The following is a 21,481-nucleotide window of genomic DNA, read 5'->3' as shown; positions in this document are numbered from 1 at the left end:
AGAGCCTCGTTTCTTCCATCCGGACTGTAACCGTTGGCCTCGGATTCTCACCGAATCAGCCGCTTGCGCGGGTCGCGGGCTTCGCATGCACGTCGTTATGACATCGACGCTGTCGTTACCGCCAGTAAGGAATTTCACCAAACCCTGAAACTGACGAGACCTAATGTACCACAGTCATTCTCAGTGAGTACAAAGCGAGGTTAACTGAGAATGAAATGCATACGCATTGTCGTAAATGATATGCTAAGGTCTTATTTCAACGTGAGCGATAGGAAGGCATGCTTTGAAAGGCTCTCGCATGTGCGTCGAGGACATGCGAGGCGCTCTGCCTGCAATCGATCCCCTGGCATGAACGACCACGAAACAGCAAGGATTCCACATGAGAATAGTTATGTATCAGACGTATTCGGGCATCTACGATGACAGGGAGATAGTGCAGACCTACTATCCGTCCAAGAGTGACATGTGGAAGGCACTGGCTGAGCAATATCCTCAGCATGAGATTGTCTTCGTGACGAGGTCGTCTGGATACATGCTCCTTGAAAAGGACACGGATGGCACAGTCATCGAACCGTCAGGAATCCAATGTGTGCTCATTGATGAGGCGCTCGTTCCCGCCGATTTCGCGCAGGTCATAGTCGATCTGGCACCCGCCGTAGCCGTTGCGGTTTCCAGCCCGGAGATACCTCTTGATTGGAATTCGCTCGAGGATGCGATCATTGCGGAGATATTGCAGGAGCATGGAATCAAGACCGTTGCGCATAACATCTTCACTTCCATCGCGACGTTTGACAAGTGGCGTACACATCTCGTGCTTAGGGAATTGGGATTCGGCGTTGCCAAGGCTGTGTACATCCACAACGATCTGTTCTGGGCCGAGACCAGGGTGCCGGGGATAGAAAGCAACGTGTACAAGCACTATATCCAATATCGTGTTGAGAATCTGCACTATCCAGTCATCGTCAAGGACACTGTGGGAGTGGCTTCGATAGGCATCCAGATTGTGGAAACGCCGGAGGAAGCATGGGATCTGCTCAGCGCAAGCAATCGAGGCAGTGATGTCCTTGTCGAGGAACTCATCAAAGGCGAGCAGTTTGGAACCGAGATTCATGGGGTGAAGGGAAGCTACCATGTGCTGCCACCATTCAGGCTGGCTCTGAATGACGAAGGCATCGTGGATCCGGTGGTCGGCATGAAGTTCGGTCCGGTTCTCGCGGAGCAATATAATGTCAGGCAGCTTCAGGAATCGTTGCGCAGATTGGCTGAAACCTTGGAATTCGGAGGATCTGCAGAAATTGACCTGGCATTCAGGGACGGCAAGTGGTATGTCATCGAGATCAATCCGAGGATGTCCGGACTTACGAGCACTGCCGCCGCAGCAGAGGAACGAACCCCGCTTGATGTCTACATGGAATCCGCTCTGGGCAGCCCCGTCGACTATTCGGAGCCTGAGAATCTTCGCTATACGCTGACCTTCAGAGTTCCCACACCAAGCGACGACGTGTTGCGTGAACTCAATGACCTCGACCATGTCATCGAGATATCGAATGTCAAATCCACAGTGGCAAATATCGTATTCGAGAACAGTGGATTCGTTCTGGGAGGATTCGCGTCGACCGCGGAGCTTCTCAAGGAGTTGACTGGGCTTCGCGAGCGATATCCAGAGGTCTTCACTGAAAAAATCGTCCATGACGCCCGAATCCTTGCCGAGGGCTGAGCCATGTCCGAGAACTTGAAGGTCTGGGCCCTGATTTCTGGATTCGACGACGTGTTCACGACATATCAGGATATGTTTCCTCAGGAGTTGCGCGACAAGGCGACGACTATCTATCCAGAGCAGGTTACGGTCGGCATCGGTGACGGAAAGAACATTCAATTGTTCTATCAGGGCAAGCCCATCGAACGTCCCGATGTCTTCTGGCCGATGATCAGCAACACGGAGACAGCCTCCCTTGAGAAGCTGCTCGTTCGCGCTGGAATTCCGAGCATCGTGAACATGCGTGAGGTCGAGGTCGCGAGAAGCAAGGTCGACACCTATCAGCTGCTGAAGGCGAATGGAATACCCGTGCCGGACTCATTCGTGTTCTTTGACAAACCCGATAAGTCCGCGATTGAACAGCATTTCGGATATCCCTTCGTCGTGAAGCCCAACTATGGCTTCGGAGGAGAGGGCGTGACCCTCATCAAGTCGGAGGAAGAATTCGATGCCTTCATCGCTCAGGCTGCATATGGCCAGACCTACATCGCGCAGGAATACATCGCGACGTCGCGCGGTAGGGATGTGCGGGTCGTGCTGCTCAATGGCGAATACCTCTATTCGACGATGAGAAAGGCGAGTGACCCACAGGAGTTCCGCTCCAATGTGCACGTCGGAGGCGAATTGCTGAAATATCCGATCGATCAGGAGACGCAGGCGCTGTGTGCACGGGTCGCCTCACTCTTTGACCTTCCTCTTATAGGGCTGGACCTGATGTTCGGGACCGAAGGGTTCGTTCTTGCGGAGGTCAACGCATTCCCGGGCATGTATCCTGCATACATGCTTCAGGCGCTGAATGCAGCCATCGAAGGTTTCGAGGCATCACGATCGCCTGGCATTTACGATGATCTGCAGAGCTCCTTGACAGACATGTCTGCACTTGATTCTGATTTCTTCGAGAATGACAGCCATCAACTTGACTGACAAGGCGCCCATGCTCGTTCTGCTCAAATCTCTCCTTCGCTCCCATGCGAAGGAGACGGTCTGCATTCTTGCTCTTCAGATAGCCCAGGCATTGCTCTCCCTCTATCTGCCGACGATCAATGCCTCGATCATCGATGTCGGGGTCTTGAATGCGGACACAGGCTACATCTATCAGCGATTCGAAATCATGATCGTGCTGAGCGTCCTGCAGTTCGTAAGCTTGGTCGCAGCAAGCATACTTGGCACGAAGGTGGCGCTGTCAGTGGGGAGAGAGCTGCGCGGCCGCGTCTTTGCGCACATCATGAGCTTCTCCCACCGAGAGATGACTGTCTTCGGTGCTCCTACACTGATTTCCAGATCAACAGGTGACGTTCAGCAGATTGTGGAATTCCTCACCTTCCTCTTTACCGTCATCATCAACGCTCCGATCATGTTCGTCGGCGGCGTGCTGATGGCCTGCCTGCAGGATATTCGGCTCTCCTTCGTCATCCTCGCCGTGCTGCCGATGCTCATCGGCATCTCCGTCATCTTCATCGCAAGGCTCGTTCCCCTCTACCGCGAGCAGCAGAAGGGCGCCGACGACGTCAACGGTGCGTTGCGCGATCAGATCAGCGGCGTCCGCGTCGTGAAGGCTTTCGTCAAGGAAGGCCATGAGCAGCGGCAATTCTCGGGAATCAACCAAAGACTGTTGGATCTGAGCGTCCACATCGGCAGACTGACCACGTTGCTGGCTCCATTGTTCATGTTCATCGTCAATGCGACGACCGTTGCGATTCTATGGTTCGGTGGCTTCCTGGCCGAGACCCACGGACTTCCGATCGGCAAAATCATCGCCTTCATCACCTATATGTCATTCATTCTGACCGCTGTGCTGCTCGCGTCCCTGGTCTTCATCATGCTTCCTCAGGCAGATGTGTCGGCCGAACGATTCGCCGAGGTGATGCGGGTAGAAAGCCACGTCAGGCAGCCCCGAAAGCCCGTGCATCTGGCATCGGGACAAGGGATGGGGATGGTCGAGTTTGACCATGTCTCCTTCTCATATGCGCCTGATGACCCTTCCGTCGCACCGGTGCTGAAGGACATAAGCTTCACCGTGCGGCCAGGAAGCACGACCGCCATCATTGGTTCGACCGGATGTGGCAAGAGCACCTTGGTCAGCCTCATTCCAAGGCTGACCGATCCCACCACCGGAACCATACGGCTGGGTGGGCACGACATCAAGGAACTCGATGCCGCTGACATTCACCGGGCATGCGGTTTCGTCCCTCAGAAGGCGTTCCTGTTCTCTGGATCCCTGAGGAGCAATCTTCTCTATGCCAATCCCATGGCAAGCGAGCAAGACATGTGGAAGGCATTGAGGATTGCGGATGCCGAACGCTTCATCGCCGAGGACAAGGCGGGATTGGACATCAGGGTCGCCCAGGGTGGGTCGAACTTCTCTGGCGGCCAGAGACAGCGGCTGGCGATAGCGCGAGCCATCGTCCATGACCCAGCGATATATGTCTTTGACGATTCGTTTTCAGCCTTGGACTATGCGACCGACCGGAGGGTTCGTGAAGGTCTGAGCGAGGTCGCCGACGAGGCCGCAGTGATCATCGTCGCCCAGCGGGTCGCCTCCATCATGCATGCCGACCAGATCATCGTCATGGACAACGGTGAAGTCGCGGATATGGGAACTCACGAGCAACTGCTGAAGCACTGCGACGTCTATCAGCAGATCGTCGCGTCGCAGCCCCGAGAAGAGTTTCGGCATCGTGCGTCTCCATCGTCTTCGTCCATTCCCTTAGCGAAGCAAGGAGCCTAGATTGCCAGCATCGATGTCTCGTCTGATTCGCATGTTCTTTGCCGACAGAACGCGAAGCATGCTTATGGTGGTCTGCCTGATCGTATCGGGACTTGGAGTCGCGTTCGGCCCGATCGTGCTGAGCCGGGCCACGGATGTTCTGGTCGACGGTCTGCGCCGCGATGGCATCCAATGGTCCCCGTTCATGCTGTGGCTTGTCTTCGCCCTTGGCATCTATGGCGTTCAGTTCCTTTCGAAATGGATCGCGGGATGGCTTTCGACAAGGATGGTGAGCGACATCGCCTATGAGCTTCGCAACAGGATCGAAACCAAGATCTGGAAACTGCCATTGAACTACTACGATTCGAAGAGTCTGGGCGACATCTTGAGCCGCACGACGAATGACATCAACAACGTCGTGCTGATGCTGAACCAGACAGGTGGGGACCTTCTCTACTATCTTCTGATGCTGGTCGGCATACTGGCGATGATGGTCACCCTTTCGTGGCATCTCGCCCTGGTCACTGTGGTGCTGATCCCTCTGTCCGCATTCCTGGTTCACTGCATCACCTCGATTTCCGCTCCTCAGTTCCGCCGGCAGTGGGACGTGACAGGAATCGTGAACTCACTTGTCGAAGAGAGCTTCAACGGGCAGACGGTCATCAAGAGCTTTGGCCTGGAATCTCGTTTCGAGGAGCGTTTCGAGGAACACAATGCCGATCTCTACAGGGCATCGTTCAAGGCGCTGGGCTTTTCCAATCTGATTCAGCCTTGCTCGAGATTCCTGACGAACCTGAACTATGTTATCGTCGCGCTGGTAGGAGCCATGCGCGTCGTCAGCGGAACCATGAGCATCGGCGATGTCCAGGCCTTTATCCAGTATGCGCGGCAGTTCAGTCAGCCCTTCACCTCGCTCGCCCAGATGACGAGCGCCATCCAATCGGGGAACGCATCGCTCAGGCGTGTGTTCGAACTGCTCGATGCCGAGGAGGAACATCCGGACTCGACCCATGCCATGCGTGAGCGCAGTCTTTCCGGCAGCGTCGAATTCAGGGACGTCTCCTTCAGCTACGTGCCTGACAAGCCGTTGATAGAACATCTCAATCTCAAGGTCGAGGCGGGCCAGACAGTTGCGATCGTTGGGAGCACGGGCGCCGGAAAAACGACGCTGGTGAACCTTATCGAACGGTTCTATGAGGTGAATTCAGGGGAGATCGTGTTCGACGATGCAATCGAGATTCACGATCTGACCAGGCACGCGCTGCGTCGCAACATCTCGATGGTGCTGCAAGACACTTGGCTGCGTCAGGGGACGATTCGAGACAACATCAGCTATGGGGCGCCGCAGATCGCCGATGTCTCGCATGTGCGCTTCGTGAGAGCCTGCAAGGCGGCATTCGTCGATGACTTTGTGGACACGCTTCCCCTGGGCTTCGGCACGGAGATAACCAACGAAGGCACCGTGGTCTCGGCAGGGGAGAAGCAGCTGCTGACCATTGCCAGGGCCTTCCTGCCTCAATCGAACATCCTGATTCTGGACGAGGCCACAAGTTCCGTCGACACTCGCACGGAGGCGCTCATACAGAGTGCCATCGATTCCCTGAGAGAAGGCAGAACCAGCTTCGTCATCGCACACAGGCTCTCCACCATCCGGGGAGCTGACATCATCCTGGTCATGGAGCGTGGGCACATTGTCGAGCAGGGCAGCCATGAAGAACTTCTTGCCAGGAATGGCACCTATGCAGCCCTGTATGCCTCGCAATTCGATCACGCAGACCAATGAAACAGGTCCGGCCCGCAAGACGGCCTCAAGGAAAGGGAACTCATATGGACATCGCACAAATCCTGCAGGAAGTGAACCAGAACATTCTCAGCAGCGGCAACGCCGCATTGAAGGAGCTCTCCGAACGCTCAGAACAGGCCAAGTCGGTGAGCGAAGCGTTGCTGATGCGCGTGATCCGCGACAATGCAGACACGGAATATGGCAAGAGCCTTGGCTTCGGCGACATTCATTCGGTCGAGGAGTTCAAATCGAAGGTTCCGCTGTCCACATATGACGATTATGCGCCCTATATCGAACGGATGGTCAAGGGTGAAAGGAACCTGATAACCAGCTATCCGATCGTTCGCTATGCCGTGACTTCCGGAAGCGTCGACAATCCCAAGAACATACCCGTGTCAGAGGAGACGATGGGAATATATGAACGCTTTGCAGGTCATGTGTCCTCGACCGTCCCCTTCAACCATGTGACGCAGACCCAGCAACGGCCTGTTCATGGCGGCAGAATACTGATCGCAGCGGTGGCGCATGATGACACGGTCGAAGACGGCACAAGCCGCGGTGCGGTGTCGTCCGCAGTCTATGGCAAGCTCAAGCCGCTGCTCGACTACATAAGTGTGGTCCCTTCCTCGGTGTTCTTCCCGCCTCCGGGCAACATCAACATGAAATACCTGCGGCTGTTCTTCGGTCTCAAGGAGGAGGGGCTTGCCGCCATGAACGCGCCCTTCATGACCGCGTTGGTCGATCTGATGCACTATCTCGAAGTCAACTGGGAGATGCTGGTCAGAGACATTGCGGCTGGCGTGGTCAATCCTTCGATAAGCATGCCTGATGCATTGCGCAAGGAATTGCAGACAAGTCTGGAACCCGATCCGGCGAGGGCGGAATCGCTGCGGCGTGAATTCGAGCGTGGCTTTGACGAAGCGATCGTTCCTCGCATATGGCCACATCTCGAATATGTGGGCGCAATCGGGGGTGGCGGATTCCAGGCCTACACCGAGAAGATGCGAAGGTACACGGGCTCAATTCCCTTCTACCTTGGCACCTATGCCGCTTCGGAATCGTTGATGGCCGTCGCCACTGAGATGGAGCGTGCGGAATATATGCTGCTGCCCGAGAGCGGATTCTATGAATTCATTCCTGCCGACGAAGACAGTCCTACGGAAACGTTGAATCTGGACGAGCTGGAGGTGGGCAGGGACTATGAGATCGTTCTTACCAACCTATCCGGTTTCTATCGCTATCGAATCGGTGACGTGCTGCGGGTGACGGGATATGCCGGTCAGACGCCCAAGGTCTGCTTCGTCTATAGGAAGAAGCAGATGGTGAGCATCGCGGGAGAGAAGACCAATGAGGCAAGCATCGCATGGACGGTGGGCGAGTTCGAGAAGGCGAGCGGGCATGCCATCGCCGACTACAGCATCTACGCCGACATCGATGCGACGCCTGGGCGGTACGTGCTGTTCATGGAAGCCGACAGGCATGTGGATATTGAAAGGCACGCAGAGTATCGCAGTCTGATCGAAGGCAAGCTGTCGGTGGCGAACCCATCCTTCGGCAGCAAGGTCAGGGATGGCGTGCTCGGTGCGATGGACATACGCTTCGTGCAGCAGGAGACCTACTATCTGTATCGCGATCTGATGGTGCTGCGTGGCACATCGGAGAACCAGCTCAAGCCTGTTCGGGTCATTGACACTCCGGGCAAGGAGCGATTCTTCTTCGCTCTTGTCGATGCTGAATGACCATCTTCGAAATGATTGCTCGCGCGACGACGATTGCCGAGGTGACGTGAAACATGACGGGGAGAGACATCAGGAAGCGCTTCAGCCTCGCTGCCTACGCTGTTCGACTCCGGCGTGGCATCGAAGCGAAGGTGTTTCGGCTTGCGCTACGGATAACGCTGATAGCGGTTCTGGCCACAGCGATCATCTCGGTTTCGGGGCTGTTTCTTCTGCGCGCCTCCATGTCCAGGATCAGCACCAATCTGACAGGCCAGATGTCCGAGGGAAGCAGGAAATCCCTTGAAAAACAGGCGCTCGACGAATTGAGCCAGGAAGCCCGTGCAAAGGCATCGCTGCTCGACGAGCACATCTATCTCATCGATTACTTCGCGTACATGCTGGTCGACGAATCTGAAAGGATTCTGCGATATCCAGAAGTCTATCCACAGTTTCCCGTCGAGCCGCCCGAATCGAGCAATGATGGGAGACTGGTGATGCAGCTGCTGCATGATGATCGAACAAGCATCGAAGAAGCTCGGAGGGATTCGGCACGTTTCGGCAACCTTGGCTCGATCATGCTCGCAATCGCACAGAACGGCCCGGACGTACTGTCTGCGTACGTTTCCCTTGAGTCAGGTTCCACGATCATTGCCGATTCGGATTCCGGCCTGCATGCCAGCGGTAGTCTGAATGCGAAGCAGCGACCATGGTACAGGGCCGCCGTCGAGGCAGAAGACTTGGCATGGAGCGAGATATACGAGGACACGGCTGGCAGGGGCTTCGTCATAACATGCTCGGTTCCCTTCTATGCGAAGGATGGAAGTCTGGATGGCGTCGGTGCCATTGATCTGAAGCTCTCCCGTTTCAGTGATATCTCAGGCATCGCCGAGTTGACGGAGAACACGTCTATCTTCCTGCTCAATTCCCAAGGCGCGCTGATCGACGAGGACTCCGAGGTCGGCTCATCCGATACGCCGTTGGACGGCGAAGCCGGGAATGCTGAGAAGCCTGGAAATCTGGCTGAATCCTCTGATTCGAAGCTGAGGGAGCTTGCAGAGGCCATGATGGATGACAAGCAAGGAGTCAGACAGGTCGCGCTCGATGGGGAGGACGTATACGTCGCATTCGCTCCGCTCGAGAACCTCGATTGGAACTTGGCTGTCGTGCAATCTGTCGAGAAAGTCATGGAGCCCATTCGCTTGGGTGAACGCTCCATCGAGGCCATGCAGACGCAGGCCCACCATGCGATAACCCAAGCCATCAGTGTCATGGTGGCTGCCCTTGTCGTGGCCGCATTCACGATCATCGTTCTTGTCGCTCTGCTCTCCAGACGATTCGCACACGCACTGACCGCTCCGATCACGCTCCTGCGGCAAAGAGTCAGTGAGATTGCATCTGGGAATCTCGATACGGTCATTGCGATCGACACCAGCGACGAGATCGAGGATCTGGGCGCCTCGGTCAGCTCCATGTCACGTGAGCTGAAGGAGCATATTCGGAATCTGAACAAAGTCACGGCTGAGCGTGAACGGATAGGTGCGGAGCTCTCGATTGCGACGCGCATCCAGAACGCCATGCTGCCTCAGGCGTCGTCTCCGTTCCCGGAGCGGCACGAATTCCGACTCGTTGCGTCAATGCAGGCTGCGAAGGAAGTGGGCGGCGATTTCTATGACTTCTTTCTGATCGATGATGACACGCTTGTGGTGATCATGGCCGATGTCTCTGGGAAAGGCGTGCCTGCGGCCCTGTTCATGGCCATATCGAAGACGGTGATCAAGCATAATGCCATGGGCGGCATGGGTCCGGGGGAGGCGCTGAGCTCTGCGAATAAGCTGCTGTGCGAAAGCAATTCCGCCTCAATGTTCGTCACGGTCTTCATCGGATATCTCACCATCTCGACTGGGCGCTTCCGATACGCCAACGCAGGACACACCCCTCCTCTGATTCGCCGATCGGATGCAGGATTCGAACTGCTTCCGATGCTTCCGGGCATGGTTCTGGCTGGATTGGAGGGAATCAGATACAGGGAGCTGGTGACATCGCTCAGCCGTGGCGATGAGATCTTGCTGTATACCGATGGCGTGACGGAGATGGCCAATGAGAGGCATGAGCTGTTCGGGGAGGAGCGGCTGATTCACGCGGTTTCAAACGTGCCCCAGTCGCAGTTCGAGAGGCTGCTGCCTGAGTTGAAGAGCCAGGTCTTTGCGTTCGCCGGTTCGGCAGAGCAGACCGATGACCTGACAGTCCTGGCACTTCAGTTCGTGGCATGCGATGCCTCCTGTGCGGAGGACGCGCGCAGATTGGGTGAACGCAAGCAGACCGACATGACTTCGGTCATTCCTTCGGTCATGACTTCGAGCATGACTTCCAGCACGACTCCGCCCGTGCATGGGGAAAGCGACGGCGATCTGAACTCAATGAGACAGGCAAGACGAATCAGTACACACACAAACCAAGGAGAAATGCATGAATGACTTCAACTCAACCCATATCGCCGAGGGGCGAAGGCTTGTCGTAAACCTCAATGGTAGATTGGACACCAATACGAGCCCCGCCTTCGAGGAAAGCATGCAGTCCGAATTCCAAGAGGGCAGGGACATGGTGTTTGACTGCACGAATCTGGAATACATCAGCAGTGCAGGATTGCGAGTCCTGCTGCTGGCCTACAAGAAGACGAAGGGTCTGGATGCCAGCCTGTCGTTACGCAATCTCAACGCCGATGTGCTCAACATCATCGAGATGGTCGGGTTCTCTGATTTTCTCAGCATCGAATGAGACGGACATGCCAGTCTTCGAAGACTTTCCCATGGGTTCTGAGCGCATATTCCCTGCGGACCATGCCCGACTGTCCGACGCGACGATGTTCGTGAGGGAGTTTCTTGACGATGTCGGCTGTCCGCAGGAAGTCGCCGCATCGCTGCTGCTCTGCGTCGAGGAGATCTTCGTCAACATTGCGCTCTACGCCTATCGTGGTGCCGATTCGCGGCGTCCTGACTGCACATATGCGCAGGGTGCAAACGACGAGGGTGGCGATCATGATTGCACGGTCACGATACAATGCGCGGAACTTGAACATGGGCTACGTTATGCACTGTGGTTCCATGACCATGGCAAAGCGTTCGACCCGACGTCGCGCAGACCGGTCGATATCAATGCCAAACCGGAGGATCGCCCAGTCGGAGGGCTGGGAATATTCCTGATTCAGCGGATGATGGATGTGATGATCTATGAGCGGGTCGGGAGCGGCAACGTCGTCTATGTCGAAAAGAGTTCCGGCAGGCGATTGCAATGCATACATAGTGTATAATGTCTGTGTGGTGTCATCAACTTCCATGTTGATGAAAATATGAAAGGAGACATCATGGCACTGAGAATTGACGTCCATGCTTCTCACGCAGTCACTGGCATTCCTCCGATTCCGAGGTTGCCGCTGTGAACCACTCCACGATGTGGCAATGATGATTTCAGGTCGTCATTTCCTTTGAATCGGGAATGTGTGAAGTGAGCAAGACGAATATGGTTGGCGCTGCGAAGGCGAAAGCTCTTCGCAGCGCCATTTTGATGCCCTTCTTTGAGTTGTCGCGTCGCTAGTGCAAGAATAGAAACCATGGAAAAAGTTGCAATGGTTGTAGTCACGTTCAAGCGTCAACAACTTTTGGGGGTGCTGTTCGAGTCCATCAAAGGTCTGACGCAGGCACCCTGGCGCATCGTCGTCGTCGATAATGAGCACTCTCCCGAGACCGCACGCATGGTCGAGCAGTTCAGTGAGGATGTGACGCGTCAGTGGGGAAAGACGATTCCAGATGCCAGCGGCAATGACTCCCGCGTGGCATATGTGCCGATGGATCACAATGCTGGTGGTTCCGGTGGTTTCTCGGCGGGCGTTCGCAAGGCATATGAGCTTGGAGCACAGTGGTTCTGGGTGATGGATGACGACGTTGCGGTGCTGCCCGAAGGGCTTGACCGTCTTGAACGATGGTCTGGCTCTCACGAGGTGATTCAGGGTTCCCGTCTCGACTACGATGGGGGTCCATTCTATTGGCAGTATCATTTCCTCGTGTCTCTGGGAATTCCCGATCCGATCGCCCCTGCTGGATTCGGATACGCCGGCTACAAGGTCATGAACACGATGTGCTTCGAGGGGGGATTGATATCTCGAGGCGTCGTCGAGAAAATCGGTTTTCCCGATCCGCGATTCTTCATCTATTGGGACGATACCCTGTATGGATATCTGGCAAGCAAGGTCACCACGCCGATAGTCATTCCTGACATGGTGATGAGGCGTACCCGTGAAATTTCCAACTGGGACATCGCGGGCGTGCGTCAGCTCAATTCGACGTCGGACATGAACCGTCACTACATCATGCGGAACAGGGCTTTCATGGCTCGCTATTTCATGCAGCATGGCGACTATCGTCCACTGATGTTCTCCTTGGGGACGCTGGCGACGTTTGCAAAGGAAATGATAAGGCTGATAGCGGTCGATCGCAGCCATCTCATGACAGGCATCCGTGCGCTTGTCGGCGGCTGGTGGGAATCGCGAGCCTTGCTTCATGATCCATCGTGGAAGCCGATGCCTCCGTTGAAATAGGCAGTTGCATTGGATTGATATGAAAACGTTTGCTTTCCTTCAGTTCCGATCTTGACGTGTCGCTGCGAGTGGCACGTCCTGCCTGTCTTTACGGCTCGTTACAGTTATGGCCATCAGGTGATTGGAACGATTGATGAATGCTATCGTTTGCATAGCTTGAATGCTTAATGGAACAGCAGGCAGCGCGAATTGCAGTGATGGCGGTTGCGCTGAGGGCACGTTTGATACAAGGAGATCGAAGATGATTGAGACGGCGCAGGCCTTTGGCATAGATATTGGCGGATCTGGGATCAAGGGAGCCCCTGTCGACATGAAGCTCGGAGATATCGCCGAGCCACGTCAAAAGATTCTGACTCCAGAAGTCTCGACTCCCGATGCGGTGGGCAAGGTCGTCAAGGAAATGCTCGACCGCTTCGAAGTCCCAGACAGCATGCCTGTCGGCATCGCGTTCCCAGCGCCGATTCGCCCCGGCAAGGCGCTTAACTTCATGGCAAACCTCGACAAGTCCTGGCTTGGCGTCGACGTGCAGCAGGCATTCAGCGAGTCGGTCGGGCGAAACGTCGATGTCGTCAACGACGCCGATGCCGCAGGCCTTGCGGAAGTCCAGTTCGGTGCGGCGAAGGGTGAGAAGGGATTCGTCATTGCAACCACCCTCGGCACCGGAATCGGATCGGCGATGATCTATGACGGGGTGCTGATACCGAACAGCGAGCTCGGGCATCTGACGCTCAAGGGCGACGATGCCGAGCATTATGCCGCCGCATCAGTTCGTGAAAACCAGAACCTTGGCTACAAGAAGTGGGCAAAGCGTCTGACGAAGTATTATCACATGCTGGAAACCTATTTCAATCCCGATCTCTTCGTCGTCGGCGGTGGCGTGAGCCGCATGAGCGACCGCTTCATCCCTCTGATCGAGATTGAGACGCCAATCGTTCCAGCCACGCTGCGCAATCAGGCGGGCATCGTCGGTGCCGCCTATCACGCACTGATCCATCAGGACTGATTGCGGCCTTCGGGCGTGTGTTCATGTTGACGGTTTTGGCATGGGCACACGCCTTACTGTTGGTGCAGGCTGTCTGTGCGGGTTATCTGTCCTGGTTATCGGCGAAGGGGCCTGCAAGGATGTCGTTCTCGGGTTTGCACCGCATGCGCCGTTCTGTGAGACTGCAATGCGGAATATGTGAGTGTCGAGCATTTGGGGGATAGTCGCAAGCATGCATTTCTCTTCTCGTGTGGAATATGGTTCGTTGAATCCGATCGCCCGTGAGGAGCAGGAGGAGCGCGGTAAGGGAAAGCGCTTCTCGAAGCTCAACGATGCGAATCCGACGATTCATGGTCTCGCGCCGGAAATCCTGCCGGGACCCTACCATGCCGATCCGCGAGGTCCGCTTGAGGCTCGGGAGGCCATAGCCTCCTTCATCTCACGTCATGAGGGCACGGGCGACGGCTCCTCAGGCAGCTGCTTGGATGGGCTCTATGTGCTCAGTTCCACATCTCAGGCATATTCATGGCTCATGAAACTGCTCTGCGACGCGAACGAGGCGATTCTGGTGCCAAAGCCGGGGTATCCGCTGGTCGATTCGATCGCACGGCTCGAATGCGTGCAGTCCATAAGCTACCCGCTGCGTTTCGATGGTTCATGGACGATCGACATCGCGGCGATCGAGGAGATGCTGAAGCAGGATGTTTCGCGGCGCATTCGCGCGATAGTCGTCATCAACCCAAACAATCCGACAGCTTCATACGTTCAGGGTTGGGAGAGGGAACGGCTTGTCGGCATATGCGAGGCATATGATCTGGCAATCATCGCAGATGAGGTCTTCTTCGAATATTCCTTGCAGCAGGACGATGCCGATGATGCCCGGAGCCATGGCTATCCAGGCCATTCAGATCAGCCAGATCAGCAAGGTCAGCAAGGTCAGGCAAGTCAGACGGGACGACGCTTCGCAGGAGAATCGCGGGTTCTGACCTTCGCGCTGGACGGTTTTTCGAAGCTGCTGGCGGCGTCTCACGCCAAGGTCGGCTGGATCCGCGTCTCAGGACCGCAGAGCGAGACGAATGAGGCATGTGCCCGACTTGACACCATAGCCGACGACTATCTGCCGATGAGCGATATCATCGCGCGTGAGATCCCACAGCTCATGAAGCAGGCCGATACGCAGTTGGACAAGGTCAGGGAGCGGACGAGAGACAACTACGCTCGGCTGCTGGAAATCGTCGCCGAGAATCCAAGCGGAGTCGCGGATGTCCTTCCAGCGCAGGCTGGCTGGAATGTGCTGCTGAGATTGCCATCGGTCATCGATGAGGATCTGCTGGTGCTCTCTCTCCTGCATGAGCACTGTCTGAGCGCCCAGCCTGGATACTACTTCGACATGCCCTTCAACGGAGTGCTGGCCATCTCCCTGCTGCCGCAGCCATCTGTCTTTGAGCGGCAGGTAAGGGCAGTGCTGTCACAGATTGACGAGCTGCTGGACGCATAGGCTCCGGCAGACACGGTCGGACACGACCTCACCATCGAACCGCCGCCATCCATCGAATGGCACTTAGGAAAGGGAAAACGATATGACCACTGAGCTTGAATTCATGATTGCCGGGGAACTCTACAATGCCGCAGACCCGCATCTGTCACAGATGCGGGATCGAGCGCATGCGCTGTGCGAACGATACAGCAGGACTCCCGAGTCCGATACGAAGGAGCGGGCCGACCTCATCGCAGAGTTGCTGCCGCATATGGCCGGTTCAGGCTATGTTGCCGGTCCGATCTATGTCGACTACGGTGATTTCATCACGATCGGCAAACGATTCTATGCCAACTTCGATCTCACGATCCTTGATGTCTGCCCGGTGCACATCGGCGACAACGTGATGTTCGGCCCGCACGTTTCGGTGGTGACCCCGGTTCATCCCCTGCGATGGCAGGACCGCAACATACGAGAGAGCGCGGATGGAGATGAATTCGACTATGAATATGGAGCTCCCATCACCATCGAGGACAATTGCTGGCTTGCAACGAACGTGACGGTCACCGGAGGCGTCACCATCGGCGAGGGAAGCGTCATCGGTGCGGGCTCTGTCGTCACGCATGACATTCCAGCCAACAGCTTCGCCGCGGGAGTCCCGTGCAAGGTGATTCGAGGCATAGATGACAGCGATGCGATGCAGATGCCGAAGCGAGTTCGTGAGCGCTAGGATTTCCCGTCACACCTGAGACACTGACGGCAGTGCCCAAAAGCTGAGTGGCAGCGACCTAGAGGATGAACCACTGGGCGATGGACAGCGACAGAGCAGGGTCGTTGCGTTCCCAAAGCAGCAGGATGCCGAGCACATTCATGACTATGGTCAGCGCTGTGAGAACGATCACGGCATGCTGAACGAGTCTGAAACGAATGGATCGGTGCGAGAGCTGCCGTGACTCGACCAATGGCGATGAAGGTGCAAGCATCTCTGCGGTGCATATGATCGTCACCAGGGAGAACAGCCAAGAGAAGTCGAGCATGTATCGCCACGCGAATCCCGCCTTGTATGCATCGAAGAGCAGCAGCGCGATTCCCAGCCCGAACATGCAGACGGCCAGCCACAGAAGCCTTCGAGAATGCAGACGTCTGGACAGGAATGGAAGCGCAAGCATAAGAAGCAGCACCGGTGCGATGAAGAAAAGACCTGACAGCGCAGGTTCTGCATATTGCCATGAATCGAGAGGCACTGCCGCGTAGTCAACCCATGGGAAGTGATTGGTGAAGTTGGGTGGCAGTCCGAAGAAATAGCCGATTATCGGCAATATTGTTGAAAGCGGCGCCTTGTATTGCGTCATATTGGTGACGGTGATCTGATAGTCGTTGCCAAAATCGGTGAGGCTGCCGAAACGCCAGTAATTGTAGGCAAGCAATGGAATGAACACGATGGCTGCGGGCACGGTTCCAGCGGCGATCGTCTTGGCCAGGAGCCGTCTGCGGCGTGCTCGCAGGAAACGCATCGCGTCTCCTCCGAAGATCGGGACGGCAAGCAGTGCCGCGAGGATGAAAGTCGGCCGGCATCCCAGATTCGCCGCCATGCAGAACGACCCGGCGATGATATGTGGATAGGAAAGCCGATTCTGAAGCGATGTGGCTGATGGATCGGTCGATGCCAAGGCGGATGCATCCACGGCTGGGTCCGCGGTGTGCCGCTCGTTGCCTGACTTTCGACTTCCGAGCCATAGCCAAAGTCCCATGAACGTGAAGACCAGCGAGGATGCGAAGGGTATGGTGTAGAACATTCCCGAGCTGGAAAGATACGGCATGTTGCTTGCACACAGCATCACGATGATGCAGATGAGCGTTGCCCCGACCGAGATTCCGGAAAAGTAGCGCTTCAATATTCGTATCACCAGAAGCATGGCAAAAATCATGGCGAGCGCGGTGAGGATGCTCATGGCCGCAGGCGTCGGAAGCATGAGCCCCCCCGTCGTCCACAGCGACGTTGCCGCCTGATAGGGCATGTATAGAAGAACGGCTGGGATTACGCCAAAGTATGAGTACCAATGGCCGTCATAGAAAGCATAGTCCCAATATATCGGGGTCACGCCATGATTCAGCAGCTGCTCTCGGACCGCGACATCGTATGGGTTCGCAGCATGTGCGAATGCCTTGGGAACCTCGAGGTCAAGCCACGGTCGACCATGAAGGAGCGCGTCGGCAAGATGGGCGTATTGGTTGTAGTCATAGGTGTATCCGCCCGGATTATGGAATTGTTCGAACTGATAGGTCGCGATGGAGGAGATGGTCGAGCAGGCGCCTACTATCGCAATCGCCGCAATGGCTATTCGGATTGCCCAGCGTTGCGCGTTGCGCGTGGTGTCGAGCGGCACGGACCATAGTCGTGAGCGGGGGAGCAGTGCAATCGTCGCAGCGCAGATGGCAAGCATGAGCATGACACGAATTGGGTTGATGGACAGTCCTATTCGTGGATTGATCGTGACGGAGCCGATATGGATGCTTGTCCCGGTGGGTTCCTGAATCCATATCCTGAGAGCGTCCGTGTGCGTGGCAGTGGCTGGCACGCGCATGATCAGGCTCCTTGGAACAGACGCGTTCAAGGTGTGTGTCCCGGAAACCTTCCATCCTTCGGTGCTCTTGGCCGATGTGGCGGCCTTCGAAGATAGGGAATCGACCCTCACGGTGAAGTTGCTGGAATTTGCTGATTCGCTCTGCTGGGCGGTCAAGTTCAGCTTCACATACGAGACATTGACGCTGTCGAGCGTTATGTCGATATATGAGCGTGTTGCATCGGTGACGTGAATGGTGCCGTCCGCCGTGGAATATCGAAGTCCCGATCCCAGAGCGAGGGCTGTCCGATCAGAGACAGCATGGGGTGCGGATTGAGCCGCGTCGCTGGACTCGTCGCCGGTGGAATCCGCCTGGGAGGTCTGCCCCAGTGAGACCGTCTCTGGTTTGTTCGAAAGCGTCTGCCAGAACCCCATGTTGAAGGCGAAAAGTTCGATAAGCGCCACCAGCGCCGCCAATGCCACCACGATTGCGCCGGCACGCAGCGCGAACCGATGCCATTGAACGCGCTTCGTCCCAGAATTCGGTATTGGTGCCATCCCCATAACTATATTGTTCCACCCTTACCTTTGTGTGGTTCATGCCCTGGCAGAGACGAATCGAACCATCGGCATGGCGTCCGCCGTCTGACAGCCGGCTCTGGGCATCCGCCTCGATGAGATGGCATGATCCAGGACGTATGGATGCCATGTTCGCTATGCGATGTCTTGATGAGACGGCTTGCGTGTCGAAACATATCCAGAATCGATTCTAATGTGAATCAATGTGAACATGCACAGGGGTTGCATACCCGATGCATACCCGATGCATGCCTGGCATCGATGTGGCATTCACCTGTCCATGATGGCGCATGGATATCACAAGGGATGTCACAATGGATGGCGCATGGATGGCGTACGGATGACGCAATCCCCTGGAATGGGACCCGGTGCAAGTCCACGCCATGGAGCGGATGCGGGCGGTGGTAATGGATGTATGGTTTCATTGAATGAAGCTGGATGGGAGAGCTTGTCGCTGAATATGTCATTCGGCATGTCATTGGGCATTCGCCGGGCATTTCCATGAGATGGTAGGTTTCTGGCGGAAGACGGCATTTGCGGACTGAAAGGGATGAGGGAACTTATGGGAAGGCCTGTACGAACGCAGCTACTGGGCGATCAGATCGTCACCTTGCTTAGGAATCAGATCATTCATGGCGAAATTCCTCAGGGGTCAAGAATCGTCGAAGGTGAGATCGCAGAGCGCTACGATGTCAGCCGTGGTCCCGTCAGAGACGCGTTCGCGCGTCTCCTGAGCGAAGGCCTTCTGGAAAAGAAGCGTCAGGGGTGCGTGGTTCGCGGCGTCTCGGAAAAAGATGTCTGGGACATCTATGAGGTGCGTGTGCTCTTCGAGGAGTCGGCCGTCAGCCACGTGATCTCTCATCTCGATACCACGGACTGGACTGGGATGGAGCAGTCGATAGAGGGCATGCACAAGGCCTTGGAATCCGGTGATCTCAACCAATATGCGTTGGAGGATCTTAATTTTCACGACGCCCTTATTCTATGCTCCCACAATGCTCGCATCATCGGGTTCTGGTCGACGATCATGCCGATATTCTCAGTCATGCTTCAGGTCACCAATGCGCAGGACTCCGATCTGACACCATCGTTCGACGACCATGTCGCGATTCTTGAGTCACTGAAGTCCGGCGAGAACGTCGATGTGAAGTCCTTGATCAATCGCCATCTCGAGGGTTCGCTGAACAGGATGATTCGTGCGTTGCAAAGTTCGAGCCGCTAGTTCGAGCCGCTGGTTTGCGCCTCTAGTTCGCGTCTCTGGTTCCTGGCGTCGCGGAGGTCTTCCCAGGCAAGGTCGAGTGCGGATGCACACCGTTGGATTGTGGCGATCTTGGACGAGACCGAGGATTCAAGGGGACGCATCGATACCTTGATTCCCTCGTACGCAGGCGCCCGACCTGCCAGGATCCTTGAAGCATGGATTGCCTCATCGCTCAGCAGGGAAGTGGACTCCCCATCTGGGTCGTGCGGTGGGCATCTCATCGGACAATGCGCATCGGACCACGCCGGTCCGAATTCAGAGGCGACGGGGCTCGTTCCTGAATACATGAGTCCCAGGAGCGTGTCGGTGGATAGGCATTGCCGGATATGCTGTTGCACTGCGTCTGCATCTCGCAATTCGATGGCGCTTCGACCCCAGTTGAGGGTGATGCCGACGCGGGTGGACACATGCATCGACCGGATTTTCCGCACGATGTCGATTTCGTCGTGCAATGACAGGAATCCCTTTGCCGGAGCGTGCCATGGGACCAGCGCATCGCAATGCTCCACGCAGAGAGAGGCGCCGTGCCAGTCCCAGGATGCAAGTTCCTTGAGCGACTGCAAGAAGTGCGCGCAGGCCGTTGCGGGATCACTCGCCTGAGGAGCGCTTTGTATCTCAATCGCGCCGACATGCGGGCCGCCACCGGCATTCATGTCTTGCACCAGCCCTTGGACCTTCTCAAGCTCCGAAATCGCTCGATTCCTTCCCCGAGGGTCCTCCGAAGCCAATCCGTATCGGGGATCATTCGACAGCTCTTCCATCGTGCGGGTCACCATCGTCAGCACATGGGACGAAGCTGTCGGCATGAGATTCCAGAACCATTCCTGCTCCTGCGCGAAGTCATGCGACAGTATCGGAACTTCGAATCCTGTGCCGAGGCCGTGGTCGAGAATGGACGTGATGAGGCGCCTTCTCTGTGCCGCATCCCCGCTTTCCAAGGCGTAGGCACCTATGATTCTTGGCATCGGCTGGTCATCTTCGTGATTTCCTTGTGGTTGCTCAAAGTCGGCGGCATTAATATTCATATACAGATTCTTCCTTGAAGCTTGTATCTTTGCCATGCGTTGCTGAAAGCGATGGCGATCCAACTTGATAACTGCTGGATAATTGATTATATTATCAACTGTTAACAGTTGACAGTCAATGGTTAACTAAAATACTGTTTCGCAATTCACACAAAGGAGTGGAACTCATGCGAAAGCCAGAGATCATCACTGCGGCGATAGCTGCATTCGGGCCCGATGGACAACTCGACGAAGGAATGAACCGAGCCTTCCTTGAAAGGGTAGAGCCATATTCGGATGGCGTTCTTGCCGTCGGCACCACTGCGGAATTTCCTTCGCTGAGCTTCGAGGAGCGAAGGACGCTCATACGGATTGCGCTGGAAGTATTTGGCCCAGACCGGACCATCGCCCACGTTGGAGCGCCGTCCGTGATGCAGTCCAAGGCATACGCACAGGCTGCGATGGATCTTGGAGCGAGACGCTTCGCCGCAATAACGCCTTACTATCTCACCGCCTCTCAGCACGGTGTCGTCGGTTACTATCAGGCCCTTCGCGATTGCATCGAGGGAGAGCTCTATGCCTATGTCTTCCCGGATGTGGCATGCACGGACGTGGCGGCTGAGACACTCGCGCAATTGCAGGAATTAGGCCTCGATGGCGTGAAGCTCTCCGGTGCGGCGTCGACGCGACTTGAGGAGTATCGTCAAGCTGCGCCGCAACTGAAGCTGTGGTCCGGCAACGATGCCGACGTTCCCCACATCCTCGCGGTCGGTGGATTGGGAACGGTCTCTGGCGTCTCTGGAGTGGCTCCCATGTCGTGGGCTGAGCTGCGAAAGGCGTATGAGAGTGACGATGACAGCAGAATCGCTCAATCTCAGGGACAGATCGAGGAGCTTGTCTCCGTCTTGGGACCGAGCATCAGCCGTCTCAAATATGCGCTTGCCGTTCTTGGAGTGAACGTCGGCAATTGTCGCATGCCGATCGACGAGCCTGATTCGCAGATGCAGGCGAAGATCAGGGAGCTTCTCGCATCCGCCCATATTTCCGAATGAGATTCGT

The 21,481-nt window shown here is 56.0% G+C and carries 16 protein-coding genes and 1 riboswitch; of the genes, 14 read left to right on the top strand and 2 right to left on the bottom strand.

Going from position 1 to position 21,481, the window contains the following annotated elements:
- Positions 1 to 3 precede the first annotated feature (3 nt).
- Positions 4 to 156: riboswitch (FMN riboswitch) on the bottom strand.
- A 223-nt stretch (positions 157 to 379) separates the two neighbouring features.
- The 12 genes from QN062_RS02915 (at position 380) to QN062_RS02860 (ending at position 15,744) form a co-directional block, all read left to right on the top strand.
- Positions 380 to 1,717 carry an ATP-grasp domain-containing protein gene (locus tag QN062_RS02915; protein ID WP_369342114.1) on the top strand — a complete coding sequence of 446 codons (1,338 nt, stop codon included), beginning with the start codon at positions 380 to 382 and terminating at the stop codon, positions 1,715 to 1,717.
- A 3-nt stretch (positions 1,718 to 1,720) separates the two neighbouring features.
- The gene (locus QN062_RS02910) at positions 1,721 to 2,680 is read left to right on the top strand and encodes a RimK family alpha-L-glutamate ligase (protein WP_369342113.1); all 960 of its coding nucleotides are present in this window, start codon (positions 1,721 to 1,723) and stop codon (positions 2,678 to 2,680) included.
- Complete coding sequence (locus QN062_RS02905) at positions 2,673 to 4,484, top strand: ABC transporter ATP-binding protein (protein WP_369342112.1); 1,812 nt, start codon at positions 2,673 to 2,675, stop codon at positions 4,482 to 4,484. Before QN062_RS02910 ends, QN062_RS02905 begins: the two co-directional genes overlap by 8 nt.
- A gap of 1 nt (position 4,485) precedes the next feature.
- Positions 4,486 to 6,246: an ABC transporter ATP-binding protein gene (locus QN062_RS02900; RefSeq protein WP_369342111.1), complete on the top strand. Its 1,761-nt coding sequence runs from the start codon at positions 4,486 to 4,488 to the stop codon at positions 6,244 to 6,246.
- A gap of 44 nt (positions 6,247 to 6,290) precedes the next feature.
- Entirely contained in the window at positions 6,291 to 7,985 is a 1,695-nt protein-coding gene (locus QN062_RS02895) for a GH3 auxin-responsive promoter family protein (RefSeq protein ID WP_369342110.1), read from the top strand.
- 53 nt (positions 7,986 to 8,038) lie between these two features.
- Positions 8,039 to 10,438: a SpoIIE family protein phosphatase gene (locus tag QN062_RS02890; RefSeq protein ID WP_369342109.1), complete on the top strand. Its 2,400-nt coding sequence runs from the start codon at positions 8,039 to 8,041 to the stop codon at positions 10,436 to 10,438.
- Complete coding sequence (locus QN062_RS02885) at positions 10,431 to 10,739, top strand: STAS domain-containing protein (protein ID WP_369342108.1); 309 nt, start codon at positions 10,431 to 10,433, stop codon at positions 10,737 to 10,739. The genes QN062_RS02890 and QN062_RS02885 overlap by 8 nt, the downstream gene beginning before the upstream one ends.
- A gap of 7 nt (positions 10,740 to 10,746) precedes the next feature.
- Positions 10,747 to 11,271: an ATP-binding protein gene (locus QN062_RS02880; RefSeq protein WP_369342107.1), complete on the top strand. Its 525-nt coding sequence runs from the start codon at positions 10,747 to 10,749 to the stop codon at positions 11,269 to 11,271.
- Between the two features lie 300 nt (positions 11,272 to 11,571).
- On the top strand, positions 11,572 to 12,555 hold the full coding sequence (locus QN062_RS02875) for a glycosyltransferase (RefSeq protein ID WP_369342106.1): 984 nt from the start codon (positions 11,572 to 11,574) through the stop codon (positions 12,553 to 12,555).
- Between the two features lie 241 nt (positions 12,556 to 12,796).
- Positions 12,797 to 13,558, top strand: a complete 762-nt coding sequence (ppgK, locus tag QN062_RS02870; RefSeq protein ID WP_369342105.1) for a polyphosphate--glucose phosphotransferase — start codon at positions 12,797 to 12,799, stop codon at positions 13,556 to 13,558.
- 211 nt (positions 13,559 to 13,769) lie between these two features.
- Positions 13,770 to 15,035 carry a pyridoxal phosphate-dependent aminotransferase gene (locus QN062_RS02865; RefSeq protein ID WP_369342104.1) on the top strand — a complete coding sequence of 422 codons (1,266 nt, stop codon included), beginning with the start codon at positions 13,770 to 13,772 and terminating at the stop codon, positions 15,033 to 15,035.
- Between the two features lie 82 nt (positions 15,036 to 15,117).
- A complete protein-coding gene (locus tag QN062_RS02860) occupies positions 15,118 to 15,744 on the top strand; it encodes a sugar O-acetyltransferase (RefSeq protein WP_369342103.1) in 627 nt (208 codons plus the stop codon).
- Positions 15,745 to 15,802: 58 nt separating this feature from the next.
- On the opposite strand, the gene QN062_RS02855 is transcribed toward QN062_RS02860, so the two are convergent.
- Positions 15,803 to 18,142: a hypothetical protein gene (locus QN062_RS02855; protein ID WP_369342102.1), complete on the bottom strand. Its 2,340-nt coding sequence runs from the start codon at positions 18,140 to 18,142 to the stop codon at positions 15,803 to 15,805.
- A 577-nt stretch (positions 18,143 to 18,719) separates the two neighbouring features.
- On the opposite strand from QN062_RS02855, the gene QN062_RS02850 reads away from it, so the two are divergent.
- The gene (locus tag QN062_RS02850; protein ID WP_369342101.1) at positions 18,720 to 19,379 is read left to right on the top strand and encodes a GntR family transcriptional regulator; all 660 of its coding nucleotides are present in this window, start codon (positions 18,720 to 18,722) and stop codon (positions 19,377 to 19,379) included.
- On the opposite strand, the gene QN062_RS02845 is transcribed toward QN062_RS02850, so the two are convergent.
- Positions 19,376 to 20,443 carry a DUF4862 family protein gene (locus QN062_RS02845; RefSeq protein WP_369342100.1) on the bottom strand — a complete coding sequence of 356 codons (1,068 nt, stop codon included), beginning with the start codon at positions 20,441 to 20,443 and terminating at the stop codon, positions 19,376 to 19,378. The genes QN062_RS02850 and QN062_RS02845 overlap by 4 nt on opposite strands.
- Positions 20,444 to 20,610: 167 nt before the next feature.
- Between QN062_RS02845 and QN062_RS02840 the strand changes: the two genes are divergently transcribed.
- Positions 20,611 to 21,474 carry a dihydrodipicolinate synthase family protein gene (locus tag QN062_RS02840; RefSeq protein WP_369342099.1) on the top strand — a complete coding sequence of 288 codons (864 nt, stop codon included), beginning with the start codon at positions 20,611 to 20,613 and terminating at the stop codon, positions 21,472 to 21,474.
- Positions 21,475 to 21,481: the final 7 nt, after the last annotated feature.

Origin of the sequence: Bifidobacterium sp. WK012_4_13 (genome assembly GCF_041080835.1) — a bacterium.
GTDB lineage: Bacteria > Actinomycetota > Actinomycetes > Actinomycetales > Bifidobacteriaceae > Bombiscardovia > Bombiscardovia fermentum.
This window is presented reverse-complemented; position numbering and strand designations above follow the sequence as displayed.

Coding starts and splice junctions, on each gene's coding strand:
- QN062_RS02865 (WP_369342104.1), top strand. CDS start 13,770: ATGCATTTCTCTTCTCGTGTGGAATATGGTTCGTTGAATCCGATCGCC.
- QN062_RS02860 (WP_369342103.1), top strand. CDS start 15,118: ATGACCACTGAGCTTGAATTCATGATTGCCGGGGAACTCTACAATGCC.
- QN062_RS02880 (WP_369342107.1), top strand. CDS start 10,747: ATGCCAGTCTTCGAAGACTTTCCCATGGGTTCTGAGCGCATATTCCCT.
- ppgK (WP_369342105.1), top strand. CDS start 12,797: ATGATTGAGACGGCGCAGGCCTTTGGCATAGATATTGGCGGATCTGGG.
- QN062_RS02845 (WP_369342100.1), bottom strand. CDS start 20,443: ATGAATATTAATGCCGCCGACTTTGAGCAACCACAAGGAAATCACGAA.
- QN062_RS02910 (WP_369342113.1), top strand. CDS start 1,721: ATGTCCGAGAACTTGAAGGTCTGGGCCCTGATTTCTGGATTCGACGAC.
- QN062_RS02885 (WP_369342108.1), top strand. CDS start 10,431: ATGAATGACTTCAACTCAACCCATATCGCCGAGGGGCGAAGGCTTGTC.
- QN062_RS02915 (WP_369342114.1), top strand. CDS start 380: ATGAGAATAGTTATGTATCAGACGTATTCGGGCATCTACGATGACAGG.
- QN062_RS02850 (WP_369342101.1), top strand. CDS start 18,720: ATGGGAAGGCCTGTACGAACGCAGCTACTGGGCGATCAGATCGTCACC.
- QN062_RS02875 (WP_369342106.1), top strand. CDS start 11,572: ATGGAAAAAGTTGCAATGGTTGTAGTCACGTTCAAGCGTCAACAACTT.
- QN062_RS02855 (WP_369342102.1), bottom strand. CDS start 18,142: ATGGGGATGGCACCAATACCGAATTCTGGGACGAAGCGCGTTCAATGG.
- QN062_RS02895 (WP_369342110.1), top strand. CDS start 6,291: ATGGACATCGCACAAATCCTGCAGGAAGTGAACCAGAACATTCTCAGC.
- QN062_RS02890 (WP_369342109.1), top strand. CDS start 8,039: ATGACGGGGAGAGACATCAGGAAGCGCTTCAGCCTCGCTGCCTACGCT.
- QN062_RS02840 (WP_369342099.1), top strand. CDS start 20,611: ATGCGAAAGCCAGAGATCATCACTGCGGCGATAGCTGCATTCGGGCCC.